Source organism: Dyadobacter sp. HNCC25DJ183, from assembly GCF_056895175.1.
This window is the reverse complement of record NZ_JBXHAP010000002.1, coordinates 1-17929: the sequence shown is the minus strand read 5'-3', so window position 1 is coordinate 17929 and position 17929 is coordinate 1. Positions and strand designations below refer to the sequence as shown.

Sequence of the window (17929 nt, the reverse complement as noted above, 5' to 3'; positions counted from 1 at the left end):
TATTTAATCTTAAAAACACATAAACAGCTCTCAGATCATCTCAGGTGTGGTTTTATACAAATACTTCCTTTTGTATTCAAGCGGAGTCATATCTGTTACCTTCTTGAAATGCCTGTAAAAATTGGAGACATTGTTGAAACCGCATTCGAAGCAGATTACCTCCGTTGCCAGCTTATCCTCAATCAATAACCTGCAAGCCTGACTAATGCGTATTTCCACGAGGAAGTCATTGTAAGTCTTCTTGGTCATTAACTTGAAGTACCGGCAAAACGATGTTATCCCAAGATTAGCGATAGAAGCCACGTCTTGCAATGTGATGTCATTCCGGTAGTTGGACAATGTGTATGCGTAAATTTTGTTAAGCCGCAGCGTTTCAGAATCGTTCGACTTATAAAATGCGTGAGCAGAAGCAATGGTCTCGTATTCCGTTGTTTCCGCCAGTATTTTCAAAATAGACAAAAGCGCGATCAGCCGGTCAAGGTTTTGTGCATTCACGGTGGAATACATCAACTCGACTATTTTCTCTTTTGCACTGCCCGAAATCAGAAGTCCGCGCTTCGCTTTTTCGTAAAGTTTAGGGATCTGGTAAGCTTCCGGTAGAAGCAAAAAATCACCACCAAGGCAATTCGGCAGGAAATGGATAATAACTACTTCAACAGCTGTGTTGGCCGCGCCTTCCTCTACGCGCCAGGTATGCGGCAGATTTTCTCCCAAAAGGATCAGCTCGCCGTCTGAAAAATTGCTGATACTGTCACCAATAAAGCGTACTCCCTTGCCTCTTACCAGATAATGCAATTCAAGCTCAGGGTGATAGTGCCAGACTGTACCAAAGCCGGCGTCTTTTTCATGGCGGATGCTGAATGAAGTTCGCGAAGGTATCGGAACTTTGTGAAAATGAGGTTTCATTTCAAATGTCCAGTGTGACAGGGTTTAGGTATCTGTCTGCTATTCATTTAAAGAGTAATATTTGTTTATCTATCCGGTCTTTTGTCAAAAAGTTCTACAAGCCTGTGCACTTTCACTAGGATCTGTGGACTGCACCCATTTTGTCGAGGTAGGCTTGCCGCACGTCAAGGTCCTGGTACTTCCTCATCTCCGTAAAAATCTGATTTTTCAAATTAAGGAACAGGTATGATTGAAAATTCTCTTCCGCCTCCAACCTGATCCTGTCTTCCCAGATCTTCTCAAAAACGTGGCTTGTTACTGCCTCTGCCTCGCCTTCATCTTTCAAAATAACCCTGCAAAGGCTCATGGCAGGTTCACGAAAATAGGTGCAAAGCTGCGTAAACGCGACCTTATCTCCTTCGGTAATGCGGTGCAAAATCTGCTGGGTCGGGAAGGCCATGATTTTTTTGATTTAAATGTTTGTATTATTTCAAAGGCACTGCGAAGCTGTTCTTAAAAATGCTGTCAATTCCAAGCTCACTGCGAAGCTGGTCCGCTTCTGCCAGTAATTTATCGGCACGATCCTTCACTTCTTCGGTCAATGCATCCACTTCTCTCCTGGTATAAAGTGAAATAGGGAAACCTCGTTTTTGAAGGCAGTACTTCGCAATAACCGGGTAGGCTGTATGCACGATATCCATTGAATCATTAAAGAATGCCTGCAACCTGTCTGCCTCTGCGACGCGGGATGCATCATTGTAATGATTGCATATCCACACCACGAGTTCGGGATATATGTTGCCCTGAATGCATGATAACCCGGCAGCCCCGGCCCGGAGCGAGGCAGTTGCATTCACCATATATGCATCATACAAGCCAAACCTGAATCCTTCCGTAGCTTTAATTCGGTTAACAACTTCTCCGATATCGAGACAGGTATCTTTATGGTAAACAATTCGCCGGGTCTGTACCAGCTCACCCAGCAATTTGCTGTCGATTAACCGCTTGTACGGGACCGGGCATTCGTAAAAGCCAAGCGGAATCTCCTCTGTAAGAGCCAGCAGCTTTTTCACATTTGTTTCAAATACCTCCTCCGGATCATGCTCCTCAGCCAGCAAACCTGTAATTACGATCACAGCATCTATTCCGGTATTGTATATACGTTTTACAAAATCTGCTTGTTGCTCAACCGATCCGCCCAGGGTTCCTGTGGCTACCACCGGCACTCTTCCGGCGACCTGGTCCACAACGGTCTGGGTTACTTCCAGACGCTCAAATTCCGTTAATTCAAACATTTCACTCGACAAACAGTTGGCAAACAGCCCCGCTGCACCGGCTTCAAGGTACATTTCAGTCAGCATTTTCAGCCCTTCAAAATCGACTGCTCCTGATTCCAGAAAGGGTGTAAGCATAACCGGAATAAACCCCTGCGGCAGCGAACGTGACGTTTGTGCATTTGTCATGTTGAGTAACAATTAAAATTGGTGTTGTTATTGAAATAATATAAGCCTGACTCTCCGTTTTTGCTCAGCGCATTTATTTATTGTCCAGTATCACTTCCCTTTCGGCAGTTCGTTTTCTTTTCAGCCTGGTCAGGAGCATTCCGATTAAAAAGATCGTGAGCGTCCCTACCACCATGATCATGTTCTGGTGCAATGGGTTACGGAGGTATGCGTATTCATCGGGTAGCTGGCCTGAGAATGTCATCCAGATAATCACCACAATGCCGATCAGCGTGGCGGTTAATGCCTCCGCATTCCGGGTTTGTCTTGAAATAATCCCTAACAGGAACAATCCGAGCATTCCGCCGGCAAAAATACCCGACAGCATCCACCAAACATCCAATACGCTTTTCACTCCGATCATCGCAATTCCTGTCAGCATGCCCAGCAAGCCGAACACCGTTGTAGCAATGTATAACAGCCGCAGCGACTCTTTCTGAGACAAGTCTGACTTGATGTATTTCTGATAAATATCAACTGAAAATACCGTAGCGGAGGCATTCATTCCCGAACTGATCGTGCTCATTGCAGCCGACATAATTGCTGCGATAATGAGCCCTAGCAATCCTACGGGCACTTTCGTTACCATGAAATGCGGCATTACCTTGTCGCCGTAATCAGCAGGTAGCAATGTAGCCGCCAATCCTCTGATCGCTTCCTGACTTCCGGTTGGCAGCCGCTCCGTCGCAACCTGCATTTTAATCGTTTCAAGAAGCTCGGGATTACTCTGGTAATATGCGTAGAGGCAGGATCCGAGAAAGAAAAACATCAGTGAAACCGGCAAATAGAGATAAACACAGAGCCAGACCGACCCGGCAGCCTCTTTTACCGATGTGGTAGTATGGTAGCGCTGCACGTAATTCTGGTCCATTCCAAAATTGTTCAGGTTCATAAAAAACCCGTAGAGCAACACCACCCAAAAAGAGGATTGCGTAAAATCCGGCGCAAATGTTCCGAGACTGAATTTGTTCTCGGCACTGCCGATATCCATAATCCTGGATACACCTCCGTCCATTCCTGCGATCACCAGATAAAGGATAACCAATGCGCCGACGGTCTTGATCACCCCCTGTACCACCTCTGTCCAGATTACCGCCTCCATTCCGCCCATTACTGTATATAACACAATACAAATCCCGACTACGATCATGATCGTCGACATTTCATATCCTGTCAATGCCTGCAAACTCAGTGCAATCCCGAAAAAGATAGATCCCATTCGCGCCAGCTGTGTCAGCAGAAAACAGACAACAGCGTAAGTCCGCGCCCAGGGACCAAACCTGTGTTCAAGATGGGTGTAGGCCGAAACAGCGCCCGTATTTCTGTAAAATGGTATAAAAAACCGCGTTGCAACCCAGGCTGCCAGCGGCATTGATAAACTGAATACAAATGAATTCCAGTTACTCCCGAATGCTTTTCCCGGAACTCCCAGAAAGGTGTTACTGCTTAAAAAGGTAGCATAAATGCTGATCCCGATTGCCCAGCCCGGTATCCGGCCCGAAGCTTTTGTGAATTGATCGGCAGTCGTATTCTTTCTTGAAAAGTAAATTCCTACACCCACCATCCCTGCCAGATAGGCTAGCACAATAACCAGATCTATAAATGGTAAGGATTTCATTCTGATTTTGGATGAATTATAACTTTACCACAAAGAAACAGGATGAAGTCAATGGGTTTATATGGTTTCGTAGCGTATTATTGTAGGATCTTAGCAAGAAAAGCTATTTTCCTCAAAGGATAGCGTAACTATCCTACTATTTTTCGCTCCCGAAAGAAATAACCCACCCCAATTGTAGAAACGATGATCAGCAGGACCAAAACCACTTTGGTAGCAAGTCCCTCATTGGGATGCTCCAGCAGGTACCTGATATCCTGAGCTTCTCTCCCAGCCCAAACAGCTAGAACTGTGCGTGGGATCATTCCCAGTGTACCGCCGGCAAGTACCTGCTTGAAACGCGCGCCCGCCATTGCAAAAAAGAGGTTGGTGATCGCAAATGGAAGAACAGGTGAAAGTTTGGCAAAAAAGATCAGCCGCAGTTCGTTCTTGTAAAAGCGACTTAACAAGCTTCCAACCTGCGGATAAATCTGCATTAAGTGCTTTCTCAGTGAAGTAGCATGCAAATAGTTGGCAGAAACGTAGATCAATGCGATAGCACCCAGGTTCATCCCGAACAGCATCGGAATTGATTTCCAACCCAAAAAATAACCGTAAACAAGTGCAAGAAAGGTAGGCGGCGTAAGTGCTACTGAAGACGCAATCGTCAGTATTAAGGTAATCCCAATCCACCAGCCCAGCGGCATGGCTCGCAGAAACTGCTCGTTATTGATTGCCCAGGCAGTGAGAAGCGAAGTAGTCAGCAGTGGAACAATGGTCATCAGCACACTGATAACCACGGGTAACGAGAATTTTTTGGGAGTAGATTTTTCCACGGCTGTAGTGCGGCTAAGTATGCTGTCTCTGCATTCAGATAACCACTTGTTTGTACAAAAGGTTTTTAATGGGCTTGCCTTTTATGCAGGCCGCCTAAATTTCCGGGCAGCATAAAAGTGCATTATCAATTGTCTTATTCGTGTATTTTCGTGTCTTCGTGGCACTACAAACATCCCAATGAAATTCGGAACCAAAGCAATACACGCAGGTGTAACACCCGACCCGACTACCGGCGCTATTATGACGCCAATCTACCAGACTTCCACCTACGTACAGGAAAGTCCTGGAAAGCATAAAGGCTACGAATACTCCCGCACCCACAATCCGACCCGAACTGCTTTGCAAAATGCATTGGCAGCATTGGAAAACGGGCAGCACGGGATTTGTTTTTCCTCCGGAATGGCTGCTACCGACGCGGTACTGAGGCTGTACAAGCCGGGCGACGAAATCATCGTCACCAACGACATTTACGGCGGCACTTACCGGATCATGAAGCGCATTTATGAAGGTTATGGGTTAGTTTTCAAGTTTGTGGATATGTCCGATGCCGGGAATGTGACAGAAGCTATCTCAGACAAAACAAGGATGATCTGGATCGAAACACCTACGAACCCGCTCCTCAAAATCATTGATATCAAACAAATCACTGCGCTTTGTAACGGACGAAATATCCTCTGTGCCGTCGATAACACATTTGCCTCGCCTTACCTGCAAAACCCGCTTGACCTGGGAGCAGATATTGTAATGCATTCCGTAACCAAGTACCTCGGCGGGCATTCGGATACTGTAATGGGCGCATTGGTCACCAACGATACGGAACTGGCAAAGCAACTTGCATTCATCCAGAATGCAGCTGGCGCGGTACCCGGTCCGCAGGATTGCTTCCTTGTTTTGAGAGGACTGAAAACGCTGCATATCCGGATGCAAAGGCATTGTGAAAATGCCATGCAGATTGCGACCTGGCTTTCAAACCATCCAAAGGTCGGCAAGGTTTATTATCCGGGGCTCCCTTCGCATCCTGGTCATGAAATAGCCCGGAAGCAAATGCGGGATTTTGGCGGAATGCTTTCTTTTGAGCTAAAAGGCGACGTTTATGAAGAGGCCGTCGCCACCATGGAGCGACTTACGTTGTTCTCTCTCGGCGAATCCCTGGGCGGCGTGGAATCGCTTTGTACGCATCCTGCAAGTATGACGCACGCCAGCATTCCCAAAGCAGAAAGGGAGCAGGTGGGCTTGAAAGACACATTGATCCGCCTGAGCGTAGGTATCGAAGATGCAGAGGACCTGATCGCCGACCTGGAACAGGCAATTGGCTAGTCGCAGATTGTTGCCATTCAATCTCAAAAATCTTACTTTTGGATCACCTTTTTTGAAACACTAAAAATCAAAACAATAAATGGAATTAACGGGAACAGTGATCGCTTTGCTTCCTGAAGTAACAGGCCAGGGCAAGAATGGAATGTGGCGTAAACAGGAATTTATTCTTGAAATACCTTCTCAGTATCCGAAAAAAGTCTGCATTTCGCTTTGGGGGGATAAAATAGACCAGGCTGATCTTCAAATTAACCAGTCGGTTACAGCTTCCATTGATATCGAAAGCCGCGAGTACAATTCCCGGTGGTACACAGAGGTAAAAGCCTGGAAAGTAGACAAAGCAACTAGCGGCGGCTCTTCTTCGTCTGCCGGCGGCAGCCCGCTTCCTCCTGTTACTACTTTCACAGAGGACGAATCCGACGATCTTCCTTTCTAATCAAGCTGACACTTACATCAGGCCGACTTGAAAAATATATTACTGATATTTATTGGAGGAGGCTTGGGTAGTCTGGCAAGATATGGTGTTGCCAGAGCATTCATTTCATGGTCGTCAATTTTCCCTGTTGGTACATTGACGGCCAATATTCTTGCCTGTTTGCTGCTTGGGCTGCTATCCGGCTGGGCAACTTTAAGTAATTCGACCAACATTCCGGACTACCGCGCTTTCGTAGCAATCGGATTTTGTGGCGGGTTCAGTACCTTTTCTACTTTCAGCAACGAGACGATCCAGCTCTTCGTCAGTGATCGCTGGACAGAAGCATTCCTCAACATTTTTGTAAGTCTGCTGCTTTGTTTCTTTGCCACATTCGCCGGATTATGGCTGGGAAGACAGCTGATCGTGTTTTAACGTCAGTTGGATTGATAGCTCATCGACATTGTAAACTTGTCGATCATTTCCTGAGGGTGAACATCCAGAATGCGCGCCAGTACCATCACTACCAAAGTATTAGAGGCAATTTTCCGGGGTATTCCGGCTACCGTTGCAAAAAGATCGACTGTAACTGACTGCTTTTCATCCAGCAGCTTCATCAGCTTCTGCTCCTTGTCACCATATTGAAAACGGATATCGCGCTCACCTCTGCCTCGGCGCATGATTTCCTTCATCTCCCTGCTCGCCTGCAATGATTTGTCTTCTACACGGATGTAAGCCTGGCGGGTACCGGTTTCATCCACCACATAATGCGGCTTGTCAACACTGCGCGGAATAGTGAGCACAAGCACATCCCTGTCCTGGCTGACGGGAACGCGTTCTTTTTTGTAGCTTATTTTGGGATAAATGTATTTGTCGATCGCCCGGGTGAGCGTAAATTCATCTTCATCAGCATCTTTCAGCCCCTTGATGGTTTTGTCGTCGCCAACTCCTACGAAGAGCTTCCCGCCGCCTGTGTTGGCAAAAGCGACAACTTCGCGGACAATTTTCTCAGGATGGCTGGATTTCAATTTGAACTCCACATGCTCACCCTCCCCTTTCTTTACCAGCTCTTTTAACAATCGAAGCTCCATTAGTTAGAATGGATAGATATCTGAATTATGACAAACTCACCTTCGGTTATATCCTCGTCTTTCCTTTCTTAACGCTAACAATATACATTCGTTTTGCCAGATTTAAAAAAAATATTCAGGAGCGAGTTTCACGAAAATCTGAACCCTTATAAAACAAAAAACGACACCTTTCAGTGTCGTCTCTTATCAATATTCATCTTCGTTAAAAAAGAAATCGTCTTTTGTCGGATAATCAGGCCAAATTTCCTCAATGCTTTCATAGGGTTGACCATCGTCTTCAAGCTCCTGTAGGTTTTCAACTACCTCTAACGGAGCGCCTGTTCTGATTGCAAAGTCAATTAGCTCGTCTTTGGTAGCTGGCCAGGGAGCATCTTCAAGGTACGATGCAAGTTCGAGAGTCCAGTACATAATATTTTCGCCTATTAATGGTTACTTTACTTTTTTGCAAAAGTAAAAAATTTGACATCTTTTAAAAGCTTAAAGCGAAAAAAAGCAAAAATAATTGCCTGGTTAAAAATAATATTTCCCACAACCAAGCAACCACCTGTTTATCAAGTTATTACAGATATCACTTTATTGAAAATACGGTGACAAATCTTCCAGACGAACCTTAATTTCTACCTGTTCCAATCATTTCTTTCAACAGCCGTCCGTCGCCTCAAACCTTTTTGTAAATTCCCTGTTTCGTTCCTTAAATACCATTATTATGACTATCGAAGTTTGCGCGTACTCTCTTGAATCCTGCATTAACGCACAAGCCGGAGGTGCTGGCCGCATTGAGCTTTGCGGCGGGCTGGGTGAAGGCGGAACTACCCCCAGCGCCGGTCTGATTGAAATCGTCAAACAGTATATAGAAATCCCTCTTTATGTAATGATCCGGCCACGCGGTGGTGACTTTGTCTATGATTTTTTTGAAGAAGAAATCATGAAAAAAGACATTGATGTAGCTAAAAAGCTGGGCGCAAATGGCGTTGTGCTTGGGATACTTAATGCAGAGGGGCAAGTTGATGTGCAACGTACGAAAGCGCTGGTGGACTATGCCGCTCCAATGAAAGTAACATTCCACCGTGCATTTGACCTCACACCTGATCCGCACAAAGCATTAAAGGCGGTAATAGAAACCGGCGCTGAAAGAATCCTGACCTCAGGTCAGAAAGCCAGCGCCATTCAGGGGATTGACCTGCTAGCAGCACTTGCAAAGGAAGCAAACGGCAAAATCGAGATTATGGCCGGAGGCGGAGTAAATCCTGAAAATGCCGCTGAGCTGGCCGCAGCCGGCGTACATTCCCTGCACCTTACCGCAAAAGCATTCCGTCCGGCCAGACAGAAATACTTCCCGGCAGCCGTTTCAATGGCGGGTGAAATTCCTGATGAACGTTCGGTGCTTTATAGTAAGCTTGAAGTGATAGAAGCTATGGTTCAAGTAGTTTCGTAGTCAAAAAGACCTTTTTCTGCAAAAGTGTCCCCTCTCTATGAAGATTGTTAAAGCGATTGTTTCTTTGGCCATTGCCATAGCCCTGATTTATTTTCTCGACAAACCCCTCGGACCTGCTCCTGCACTGGGACCATTCCTGAGCCCATTCACGGGATTCAGCCAAAATGGTGAAGATGCCTCGGGTTCAGACACTGAATTGGTACTTAAACTCGATAGTCTGCAAAGCGAAGTGATCATCCGCTTTGACGACACCGGCGTGCCGCACATTTTTGCAAGAAACGATTTCGACCTGTTCTACGCCCAAGGCTATATCACAGCCAGAGACCGGTTGTGGCAAATGGACTTGCAAATTCGTGCTGCTTCGGGCAGGCTGTCGGAGATACTCGGCAAGGTAACGCTTGAAATGGATCTGCAGAGCCGCCGGCTCGGAATGGGCTATGGAGCTGAGGCAAACTTCAAAATGGCCATGAGCGAACCGCAGTCGCGCACCGCGTTGCTGGGCTACACTGCCGGAGTAAATGCGTACATCAGGCAGCTTGCGCCCAAAGATTATCCTATCGAATTCAAGCTGCTGGGCTACAAACCCGAGCCTTGGAAGCCGATTAATACCATGTACATGCTCGAACAAATGACGCTCACCCTTGCCGGGCGCTCGAATGAGACAGGTATGACAGAGTTGCTTCAAAAATATGGTAAACAGGTAATCGATCAGGTTTTCCCCGATTATCCGCTATTGCAGGAAAGCCCCATTATTCCGTCAGGCACAAAATGGGATTTTAAACCAATTGCCATTCCTGAAAAACTAACTTCAACCGACAGTGTTAATTCCGGATCGCACCTAACTCAAAAACTTAGTTTACCAGCGAAAAGGTTTGAAAAAGTAGAAGGGATCGGAAGCAATAACTGGGCGGTCAGCGCTGAGAAATCCATTACCGGCTACCCGATCCTGGCCAATGATCCGCACCTGGAACTCACACTCCCCTCGATCTGGTACCAGGTACAGCTGCATACGCCCGAGATGAATGTGTATGGCGTTTCTTTGCCAGGTATCCCCAGTGTTATTATCGGCTTCAATCAAAATGTAGCCTGGGGAGTTACCAATGTGGACGCTGACGTTTATGATTTATACAAAATCAAATTCAAAGACAGCAGCAGGAAGCAATATTGGCATGAAAACCAATGGAAAAACACCCGCATCAGGAAAGAAGTGGTTTATATCAAAGGTGAAAAATCACCTGTGACAGAAGAGGTGGTTTACACCCACCACGGGCCGGTTACCGAAATGGACAATACTTCGAAGCAGCCCGACCTGGCGATCCGCTGGATCGGGCACGAGCCTGGCAACAGCTTCATGACATTTTACCAGCTGAATAAGGCAAAGAATTATGACGATTACCGAAGTGCATTAACCAGATACGTGGGGCCCGCGCAGAATTTCGTTTTCGCGGACAACAGCAAGAACATCGCCATTACCGTGAATGGAAAGATGCCTGTTAAATACAAGGAGCAAGGTAAATTCATTCTCGATGGTACCGATCACCGGAACGACTGGCAGGGATGGATTCCGGCTGAACAGAACCCTTACGTCAAAAATCCTGAGAGAGGATTTGTGAGCAGTGCCAATCAATCGAGTACAGACACGACTTATCCTTATTATATCAACTGGGTTTTCGCACCTTCCGAACGCGCGATCCGAATCAACGAACGCTTGCAGGCTATGACACAGGCGAATGCAGACAGCCTCCGTGCTTTGCAAAACGACAATTTCAGTGTCCTCGCCAGAACCATTTTGCCCAAACTTCTGGAAGTACTATCCACAACGGCATTATCTCCGTCTGAAAAAGCGGCCAAGATCATTTTAGCCAATTGGAACTACCAGAATGCACCAAACTCGGTTGCTGCTTCCATATTCGAAGAATGGATACCTGCATTACGAAATGCGATATGGAGCGATGAATTCGGATCTGAGCTGCCAAGCCGGGACCGGACGTTGTATTTGCTTTTGAAACAAACGAAAGAAAAATGGTTTGATAACATTACTACTTCTAATAAAGAGACAATGCCGGACATTGTTTACGGCAGCTTTAAAGCTACGCTTGACAGCCTGAAAGCGCGACACGGAACCATGAGCCCTACCTGGCAGTGGTCGAAAGTAAAAGGTACCGAAATCCGGCATTTGAGCAGAAGCCTGAAATCCTTTAATGCACCTCCCATTACGACCGGAGGCGGCAGTAGTATCGTCAATGCGATCACAAAACGGAATGGACCTTCATGGAGAATGGTCGTCGAGCTCGGGCCGACGCCGCGCGCCTACGGTATCTATCCAGGCGGACAATCCGGAAATCCGGGTAGCCCATATTACCTTAATATGCTTGGTAAATGGGAGAAGGGGGAATTGAATGAACTGCTCTTCCTCAATGCACCCGACCAGCAACATTCCCGCCTTACAGCCCGGATCACCCTTCAAAAGAAATAAAGATGAACTTCCTCGTCATTCTGATCATCACGGCCATACTGCAATTCTTCGCTCCCTGGTGGGTAGTCGCCATTGTCCCGTTTGTAGTTCACCTGTGGTGGCCCACAGCGGCTTTCAAATCATTTTGGATCAGCTTTCTGGCAATTTGCGTGTTGTGGCTGGGTTACGGCTACTATTTTCACCTGATATCAAACGGCGCGATTTCAGACCGGATTGCGCAGATATTTTTCCTGCCTGACGGCCTTTTACTACTGCTTGTGAGCGGCATAATCGGTGGACTTGTGGGCGGATTCGGAGGGTTATCGGGATTCCTGATCCGCGACATTTTCGTGCGGAATGCAGAAAGTTAAGCCACTGCAAAAATGCCTTTTTAAGGTTCTATAAGATTCATTGTACTTAAACACAAATCCTTATCTTTGCGGCTCATGCAAAAAAATTAAACCTTAAAGACGTGAACAATAATACTTCGTTGATCTGGAACATTGTGCTTTCATTGGCTGTAGCCGTACTTTTCTTCCTTCACTTTTCAAGTAAATCGTCGGGCGATGCCGGCGTAGCAGCAGACGGTAATGTAGTGGCAGGCCGCAAGACAGTTTATGTTCAGGTAGATTCTCTTTTGAAAAATTACGAGTTCTTCAAAGACACAAGAAAGGAACTTGAAAACAAGAACTTCCAGCTGGAAAACGAATTGAATACCAAAGGTCGCTCTCTGCAGAATGAAGTTGCATTCTTTCAGCAAAAAGCGCAGACTATGACACCCGAGCAAGCAAGATCCACTGAGGCGCAGCTGATGAAAAAACAGCAGGATTTAATGGCGTACCGCGATCAGTCGGCACAAGCATTGGGCCAGGAAGAAGCTAAGAAAAATGAAGAGCTTTATAAAAACATCCGCTCTTACATTGAGAAATATAATAAGGAAAATGGTTTTGAGTACGTCCTTGGTTACTCACTTGGAGGCGGAATCCTTTTTGCAAATCCTTCGCTGGATGTTACGCAGAAAATTCTGGACGGCTTGAACAAAGAATATAAATCATCAGGCAAACCGGCAGCAGCAGATTCTACCAAGAAATAAGCTGGCAGGTTACCAACAAAAAAGGTGTCGGTTCAATGGAACCGACACCTTTTTTGTTGCTTATTAAATCTATTAGACAGCCGAAGAAGAAAACTTCGCGCCGATATATTCGCGGTTCATACGCGCAATGTTCACCATGCTAATTTCTTTCGGGCATTCAGCCGAACATGCCCCTGTATTGGTACAAGCTCCAAAACCCTCCGCATCCATTTGCGCTACCATTTTCTCAGCACGGATACTGCGCTCTGCCTGACCTTGTGGCAACAATGCAAGCTGAGAGATCTTTGCAGATACAAACAACATCGCAGAAGCATTTTTACAAGCAGCTACACAAGCACCGCATGCAATGCAGGCTGCCGCTGAAAATGCCTCGTCAGCCGCTTCCTTCGGAACTGGCAAACTGTTGGCATCCTGCGCATTTCCTGTGTTTACAGAAATAAAACCTCCTGCTGAAATCACGCGGTCAAATGCATCACGATCCACAACCAGGTCTTTGATAACCGGGAATGCCGCCGCTCTCCATGGCTCTACTACGATCGTATCTCCATCGTTGAAAGAACGCATGTGCAACTGGCAGGTTGTAACTCCTTTCAGCGGACCGTGCGGTCGTCCATTGATAAACATTGAGCAAGCTCCGCAAATACCTTCCCTGCAGTCGTGGTCAAATGCAACCGGTTCTTTTCCTTCTTCAATGAGTTGTTCGTTTAACACGTCGAACATTTCAAGGAATGACATATCAGGGGAAACTTTATCCAGCTTGTAGTCTTCAAAACCGCCCGCTGTATCTTTATTACTTTGTCTCCAGACTTTCAGAGACAAACTCATATTTCCTTCCATATCTATCTTATTCTTTATGCTGTGATAAATTGTACACCCGGACAATATCCGGCTTTACTAATTATTTGTAACTCCTCTGGGCAATCTTAATGTTCTCGTAAATCAGTTCCTCTTTGTGAAGCTCCCACTGCTCAACTCCCTTGTGCTCCCACGCAGACACGAACATATAATTATCATCGTCGCGCATTGCTTCTCCTTCTTCGGTCTGGAACTCTTCACGGAAGTGTCCGCCACAAGATTCGTTCCTGGTCAAAGCATCAATACACATCAGCTCACCTAATTCAATAAAGTCGGCTACGCGGTTGGCTTTATCAAGCTCCGGATTGAAGTAGGTAGCTGTTCCCATTACTTTTACATCCCTCCAGAATTCTTCTCTCAGCTGACGTATTTCTACGATTGCTTCCTTCAACCCTTTTTCATTACGCGCCATTCCACACTTATCCCACATGATCTTACCCAACCGGCGGTGGAATAATTCAGGAGATGTATTACCCTGAATGCTCAACAGTTTTTCAATTCTGTCCCGCACTTCTTTCTCCGTTTGAACAAACGCTTCATGGTCGGTAGAGATTTTACCTGTTCTGATTTCATTAGCCAGATACGCTCCGATGGTGTAAGGGATCACAAAGTATCCGTCGGCTAAACCCTGCATCAAAGCGGAAGCACCGAGACGGTTTGCTCCGTGGTCAGAGAAGTTGGCCTCACCCAGTGCATATAATCCTGGTACGGTTGTCATCAGGTTATAATCAACCCAAAGTCCGCCCATTGTATAGTGAACAGCCGGGTAAATACGCATGGGAACTTCGTAAGGATCCTCACCCGTAATCTGCTTGTACATGTCAAACAGGTTACCATATTTTTCTTTCACCACCGCTTTACCCCAGGCAATAATATCTGAATGGGATGCATTGTGAATATTGTTTTTATTTGCTTCTGCCTTACCGTAACGCTCAACCGCAGCAGCGAAATCGAGGTAAACGGCCAGCTTGGAAGTTCCTACTCCGTAGCCTGCATCGCAACGCTCCTTAGCCGCACGCGACGCAATGTCACGGGGAACAAGGTTACCAAATGCAGGGTAGCGTCTTTCAAGATAGTAATCACGCTCTTCTTCCGGAATTTCATTACCCGGACGATTGTCGTTCTTAGCTTTTGGTACCCAGATCCGTCCATCATTACGAAGCGATTCAGACATCAGCGTCAGCTTAGACTGGTGCTCACCAGATACGGGGATACAGGTCGGGTGAATTTGGGTAAAGCAAGGATTTCCGAAGAATGCACCGCGTTTGTGCGCTTTCCATGCGGCGGTAACGTTACTTCCCATTGCGTTGGTAGAAAGGTAGAATACGTTACCGTAACCTCCCGAGCAAAGCAATACAGCGTGACCTGCATGTCTTTCCAGCTCACCTGTAACCAGGTTTCTTGCAATGATACCGCGGCATTTACCGTCAATATTTACGATATCCAGCATTTCGTGGCGGTTGTACATTTTAACTGTACCCATACCAACCTGACGCTGCAGACCTGAATACGCGCCGAGCAACAACTGCTGACCGGTTTGTCCGGCAGCGTAAAATGTTCTCTGAACCTGCGTTCCACCGAAAGAACGGTTGGAAAGCAAACCGCCGTACTCACGTGCAAAAGGCACACCGGCAGCTACACACTGATCAATAATACTACCGGAAACTTCGGCAAGGCGGTGCACATTTCCTTCTCTTGCGCGGTAGTCACCTCCTTTGATTGTATCATAAAAAAGACGGTAAACCGAGTCCCCGTCATTTTGATAGTTTTTGGCAGCATTGATACCTCCCTGCGCTGCAATGGAGTGCGCACGGCGTGGTGAATCCTGGAAGCAGAAAGCTTTTACCTTATATCCAAGCTCAGCCAGTGTGGCAGCTGCAGAAGCGCCTGCCAGACCGGTACCAACAACGATAATTTCAAGATTACGTTTATTCGCGGGATTTACCAGCGGCACCGAAGAACGGTATTTGCTCCATTTAGTTTCGAGCGGTCCCTGAGGTATTTTGGCATCCAGACGAGATGAAGTCGCCATATAAATTTTATTTAATCGAAATTAGAAATGAAAGAATCACCGGTATTACCGGTACTCGTTTATTTGACCCAACCCAAATACATCGCGATCGGCATCAAGGCAAAAAGAAGAGGCACAACGATCGAAAAAGCTGTTCCTATAAATGAAATCAAACCATTGTACTTCACGTGGTTCGCTCCCAATGTCTGGAAAGCGCTTTTGAATCCGTGCAGCAAATGCCAGAACAATGAGATACAACCCAACACATAAATCAACACAACCCACTCATTCTGAAATATATCCAGCATCATCTGATACAAGTTCAGCTCCTCGCCTGTGGCAAACTGGTTGGAACGGTTGGGAATCCAGAAATGCGCCGTGTGGATAACAAGAAAGATCAGCAGCAACGTGCCCAGCAATCCCATACTTCTGGAATACCAGGTACTGTTTGCAGAAGCATTAGTGACTGCATACCCGATCGGACGTGCTTCTCTGTTGTTTTTCCATAAAATAAGGCCGTCGGCAATGTGGATCAGGAAACCTGCAACCAATCCGATTTCCAGTGTCCTGATGATCGGGTTAGTACCCATGAAATGACCCCAGTGGGTGAAAGTTTCTCCGCCATCATTATAGAAGATCATCGCATTGATGGTGGCATGAATGACCAGAAAGACAATTAAAAAAAGACCGGTAAGAGCCATCAGAAGCTTTTTCCCGATCGAGCTCGTTAACGTTTGTGAAAACCACGACATATGAAACACAAATGGTTTTAGTGCAAAAAAATGAGGTATATTTAGAACCATTCAAAGGTATATCACAAACGCTCGTCAGGCAAAAAAACCTGTCCATTTTTGCTGAATGGGGTATTATTTATAATCATTATTAAGAAATTTCTGATCCCGGCAAGCGAGTGCTAATCAGTGTGTTCGAAACAGCCTTAGAACACCGAAAAACCTACTTTTGTTTGATAATACCGTACACATTTTATAGCAAGAATTTCGTTGAGAGTTCAGGTCAGACTATTATCTATTCTTATATGTCACGTACTTTACGTTCCCTTCTATCATTAATCAGTTTTATCGTTCTGCTGTTTTCTGTTTCCGAGGTAAAAGCCACCCACTTCCGGGCGGGGGAAATAACAGCGAAAAGGTTATCAGGACTGACTTACGAAATTAAGCTGTCTGCCTATTTCGACGTTTCGCCTCCTGGCAAGACTGCCGCTGACGCAGCTATCAATGTTGATTTCTTCTTCGGAACTGATGGTCCGCGCCGCGTTGACCGCATACCCAGCGCAATAAGGAACATCGGCAACAATACCACTTACAACGAGTACGTCACCACTTACACATTTCCGGCCGCCAGTACCTACGAGATTTCCGTAAGGATGGAAAACCGGAATGCAAATACAGTTAACCTCAACAACGGAGTGCAGACCGACAGGCTCAACTTCTTTGTCCACAGTACACTTGAAATCAACTCGCAATTCGGCCCGAACCAAACTCCCGTTTTACTGAACCCGCCGATTGATCTTGCGGCAGTAGGACAGCGTTACATTCACAATCCCAATGCATTTGATGCCGATGGCGATAGTCTTGCGTATAAACTCTTCGTTCCTCAGCAAAGTAATGGCGGTGGAGTTGGAATCAACATTCCGTACGCCGCCCCCAATGCAATCGGCGCGCCGGGCCGCACTGAGGCAGGTGCTTCACCCGCTAATTTCAGCATCAATGAACTCACAGGTGACCTTGTCTGGGATGCGCCTGCATTGAAGGGACAGTATAATGTCGCCTTTATCGTGGAAGAATGGAGGGATGGTATATTAATCGGCCAGATTGTTCGGGATATGCAGATTTTGGTCGAAGACGCCCGTAATGACCGCCCGTTAATGGACCCGCTGAATGACATCTGTGTGGAAGCAGGTACTTTCATCAACCAGCAGATCAGGGCCACTGACAAGAATGGTGACAGGCTTACACTTACTTCCACCGGAGGGGTGTACCAGAGTGCATTGGTACCGCCTGCCCTGGCTGCATTCACTGTCCCCCAGCAAGGTTCGCAGAACACCGTCGTGGGCCAGTTTACCTGGCAGACTTCCTGCAACCACATCCGGATGGAACCCTATGATGTGCTCTTCAAGGTAGAAGATGCCCCGGCAAGTGGTACCCCCAACCCGTCTTTGTTCCGCAAGCTCGTCGATATGACGACCCTGAACATCCGTGTCTACGGGCCTAAGCCCACCGGGCTGGTTGCCGTAGCGGCCACTGACCCGGCAGGTACTGCTTACAGGCTCAACTGGGCAGCCTATAAATGCCAGGTACAAGGCGCAAGGGTGGTTATTTACAGAAAAGAAGGGTGTACCGACATCCCCGAGGACGTTTGTATCACGGGTATACCCGCAGGATCAGGTTATGAGGAAGTAGCCCGCGTGCCGGTCACACAAACCAC

Annotated in this window: 17 protein-coding genes and 1 pseudogene; 8 read left to right on the top strand and 10 right to left on the bottom strand. The window is 46.7% G+C overall.

What is annotated here, in order from left to right; genetic code table 11:
• Positions 1 to 30: 30 nt before the first annotated feature.
• The 5 genes from AC1XTG_RS04025 to AC1XTG_RS04005 form a co-directional block, all read right to left on the bottom strand.
• A complete protein-coding gene (locus AC1XTG_RS04025; RefSeq protein WP_056279374.1) occupies positions 31 to 906 on the bottom strand; it encodes an AraC family transcriptional regulator in 876 nt (291 codons plus the stop codon).
• A gap of 115 nt (positions 907 to 1021) precedes the next feature.
• Positions 1022 to 1345, bottom strand: coding sequence for an RNA polymerase sigma factor (locus AC1XTG_RS04020; RefSeq protein WP_056279372.1), 324 nt, complete (start codon positions 1343 to 1345; stop codon positions 1022 to 1024).
• 25 nt (positions 1346 to 1370) lie between these two features.
• Positions 1371 to 2348: a dihydrodipicolinate synthase family protein gene (locus tag AC1XTG_RS04015; RefSeq protein WP_484841105.1), complete on the bottom strand. Its 978-nt coding sequence runs from the start codon at positions 2346 to 2348 to the stop codon at positions 1371 to 1373.
• 73 nt (positions 2349 to 2421) lie between these two features.
• A complete protein-coding gene (locus AC1XTG_RS04010) occupies positions 2422 to 4005 on the bottom strand; it encodes a sodium:solute symporter family protein (protein ID WP_484841104.1) in 1584 nt (527 codons plus the stop codon).
• A gap of 128 nt (positions 4006 to 4133) precedes the next feature.
• On the bottom strand, positions 4134 to 4817 hold the full coding sequence (locus AC1XTG_RS04005) for a TVP38/TMEM64 family protein (protein ID WP_229238520.1): 684 nt from the start codon (positions 4815 to 4817) through the stop codon (positions 4134 to 4136).
• Between the two features lie 178 nt (positions 4818 to 4995).
• On the opposite strand from AC1XTG_RS04005, the gene AC1XTG_RS04000 reads away from it, so the two are divergent.
• From AC1XTG_RS04000 to crcB, 3 genes are all read left to right on the top strand, one after another.
• Positions 4996 to 6135 carry a cystathionine gamma-synthase gene (locus AC1XTG_RS04000; RefSeq protein ID WP_484841103.1) on the top strand — a complete coding sequence of 380 codons (1140 nt, stop codon included), beginning with the start codon at positions 4996 to 4998 and terminating at the stop codon, positions 6133 to 6135.
• Between the two features lie 79 nt (positions 6136 to 6214).
• Positions 6215 to 6568 carry a DUF3127 domain-containing protein gene (locus tag AC1XTG_RS03995; RefSeq protein ID WP_056279363.1) on the top strand — a complete coding sequence of 118 codons (354 nt, stop codon included), beginning with the start codon at positions 6215 to 6217 and terminating at the stop codon, positions 6566 to 6568.
• A gap of 27 nt (positions 6569 to 6595) precedes the next feature.
• Positions 6596 to 6979, top strand: a complete 384-nt coding sequence (gene crcB / locus AC1XTG_RS03990) for a fluoride efflux transporter CrcB (RefSeq protein ID WP_056279361.1) — start codon at positions 6596 to 6598, stop codon at positions 6977 to 6979.
• A gap of 2 nt (positions 6980 to 6981) precedes the next feature.
• On the opposite strand, the gene AC1XTG_RS03985 is transcribed toward crcB, so the two are convergent.
• Both AC1XTG_RS03985 and AC1XTG_RS03980 read right to left on the bottom strand, forming a co-directional pair.
• A complete protein-coding gene (locus AC1XTG_RS03985) occupies positions 6982 to 7635 on the bottom strand; it encodes an AlbA family DNA-binding domain-containing protein (protein ID WP_056279359.1) in 654 nt (217 codons plus the stop codon).
• A gap of 186 nt (positions 7636 to 7821) precedes the next feature.
• On the bottom strand, positions 7822 to 8043 hold the full coding sequence (locus tag AC1XTG_RS03980) for a DUF2795 domain-containing protein (protein ID WP_013927448.1): 222 nt from the start codon (positions 8041 to 8043) through the stop codon (positions 7822 to 7824).
• Between the two features lie 298 nt (positions 8044 to 8341).
• On the opposite strand from AC1XTG_RS03980, the gene AC1XTG_RS03975 reads away from it, so the two are divergent.
• From AC1XTG_RS03975 to AC1XTG_RS03960, 4 genes are all read left to right on the top strand, one after another.
• Positions 8342 to 9070 (top strand): copper homeostasis protein CutC, encoded by a 729-nt coding sequence (locus AC1XTG_RS03975; RefSeq protein ID WP_056279358.1) that lies wholly within the window; start codon positions 8342 to 8344, stop codon positions 9068 to 9070.
• Positions 9071 to 9107: 37 nt separating this feature from the next.
• On the top strand, positions 9108 to 11546 hold the full coding sequence (locus AC1XTG_RS03970; RefSeq protein ID WP_484841102.1) for a penicillin acylase family protein: 2439 nt from the start codon (positions 9108 to 9110) through the stop codon (positions 11544 to 11546).
• A 2-nt stretch (positions 11547 to 11548) separates the two neighbouring features.
• Complete coding sequence (locus AC1XTG_RS03965) at positions 11549 to 11896, top strand: hypothetical protein (protein WP_056279354.1); 348 nt, start codon at positions 11549 to 11551, stop codon at positions 11894 to 11896.
• Positions 11897 to 11997: 101 nt separating this feature from the next.
• Positions 11998 to 12618 carry an OmpH/Skp family outer membrane protein gene (locus AC1XTG_RS03960; protein WP_056279351.1) on the top strand — a complete coding sequence of 207 codons (621 nt, stop codon included), beginning with the start codon at positions 11998 to 12000 and terminating at the stop codon, positions 12616 to 12618.
• A gap of 72 nt (positions 12619 to 12690) precedes the next feature.
• Here the strand turns inward: AC1XTG_RS03960 and AC1XTG_RS03955 are convergent, their stop codons facing one another.
• From AC1XTG_RS03955 to AC1XTG_RS03945, 3 genes are all read right to left on the bottom strand, one after another.
• Positions 12691 to 13443 (bottom strand): succinate dehydrogenase/fumarate reductase iron-sulfur subunit, encoded by a 753-nt coding sequence (locus AC1XTG_RS03955; RefSeq protein WP_200942731.1) that lies wholly within the window; start codon positions 13441 to 13443, stop codon positions 12691 to 12693.
• Between the two features lie 73 nt (positions 13444 to 13516).
• Positions 13517 to 15505 (bottom strand): fumarate reductase/succinate dehydrogenase flavoprotein subunit, encoded by a 1989-nt coding sequence (locus tag AC1XTG_RS03950; RefSeq protein ID WP_056279347.1) that lies wholly within the window; start codon positions 15503 to 15505, stop codon positions 13517 to 13519.
• A gap of 59 nt (positions 15506 to 15564) precedes the next feature.
• Complete coding sequence (locus AC1XTG_RS03945) at positions 15565 to 16236, bottom strand: succinate dehydrogenase cytochrome b subunit (protein ID WP_056279346.1); 672 nt, start codon at positions 16234 to 16236, stop codon at positions 15565 to 15567.
• Positions 16237 to 16520: 284 nt separating this feature from the next.
• Between AC1XTG_RS03945 and AC1XTG_RS03940 the strand changes: the two are divergent.
• Positions 16521 to 17929 (top strand): annotated as a pseudogene (locus tag AC1XTG_RS03940) (gliding motility-associated C-terminal domain-containing protein); the annotation flags it as partial.

Excerpts from the sequence above, each read along its gene's own strand:
- AC1XTG_RS04025 (WP_056279374.1), bottom strand. The coding sequence starts at position 906 with ATGAAACCTCATTTTCACAAAGTTCCGATACCTTCGCGAACTTCATTC.
- AC1XTG_RS04020 (WP_056279372.1), bottom strand. The coding sequence starts at position 1,345 with ATGGCCTTCCCGACCCAGCAGATTTTGCACCGCATTACCGAAGGAGAT.
- AC1XTG_RS04015 (WP_484841105.1), bottom strand. The coding sequence starts at position 2,348 with ATGACAAATGCACAAACGTCACGTTCGCTGCCGCAGGGGTTTATTCCG.
- AC1XTG_RS04010 (WP_484841104.1), bottom strand. The coding sequence starts at position 4,005 with ATGAAATCCTTACCATTTATAGATCTGGTTATTGTGCTAGCCTATCTG.
- AC1XTG_RS04000 (WP_484841103.1), top strand. The coding sequence starts at position 4,996 with ATGAAATTCGGAACCAAAGCAATACACGCAGGTGTAACACCCGACCCG.
- AC1XTG_RS03995 (WP_056279363.1), top strand. The coding sequence starts at position 6,215 with ATGGAATTAACGGGAACAGTGATCGCTTTGCTTCCTGAAGTAACAGGC.
- AC1XTG_RS03985 (WP_056279359.1), bottom strand. The coding sequence starts at position 7,635 with ATGGAGCTTCGATTGTTAAAAGAGCTGGTAAAGAAAGGGGAGGGTGAG.
- AC1XTG_RS03980 (WP_013927448.1), bottom strand. The coding sequence starts at position 8,043 with ATGTACTGGACTCTCGAACTTGCATCGTACCTTGAAGATGCTCCCTGG.
- AC1XTG_RS03975 (WP_056279358.1), top strand. The coding sequence starts at position 8,342 with ATGACTATCGAAGTTTGCGCGTACTCTCTTGAATCCTGCATTAACGCA.
- AC1XTG_RS03970 (WP_484841102.1), top strand. The coding sequence starts at position 9,108 with ATGAAGATTGTTAAAGCGATTGTTTCTTTGGCCATTGCCATAGCCCTG.
- AC1XTG_RS03965 (WP_056279354.1), top strand. The coding sequence starts at position 11,549 with ATGAACTTCCTCGTCATTCTGATCATCACGGCCATACTGCAATTCTTC.
- AC1XTG_RS03955 (WP_200942731.1), bottom strand. The coding sequence starts at position 13,443 with ATGAGTTTGTCTCTGAAAGTCTGGAGACAAAGTAATAAAGATACAGCG.
- AC1XTG_RS03950 (WP_056279347.1), bottom strand. The coding sequence starts at position 15,505 with ATGGCGACTTCATCTCGTCTGGATGCCAAAATACCTCAGGGACCGCTC.
- AC1XTG_RS03945 (WP_056279346.1), bottom strand. The coding sequence starts at position 16,236 with ATGTCGTGGTTTTCACAAACGTTAACGAGCTCGATCGGGAAAAAGCTT.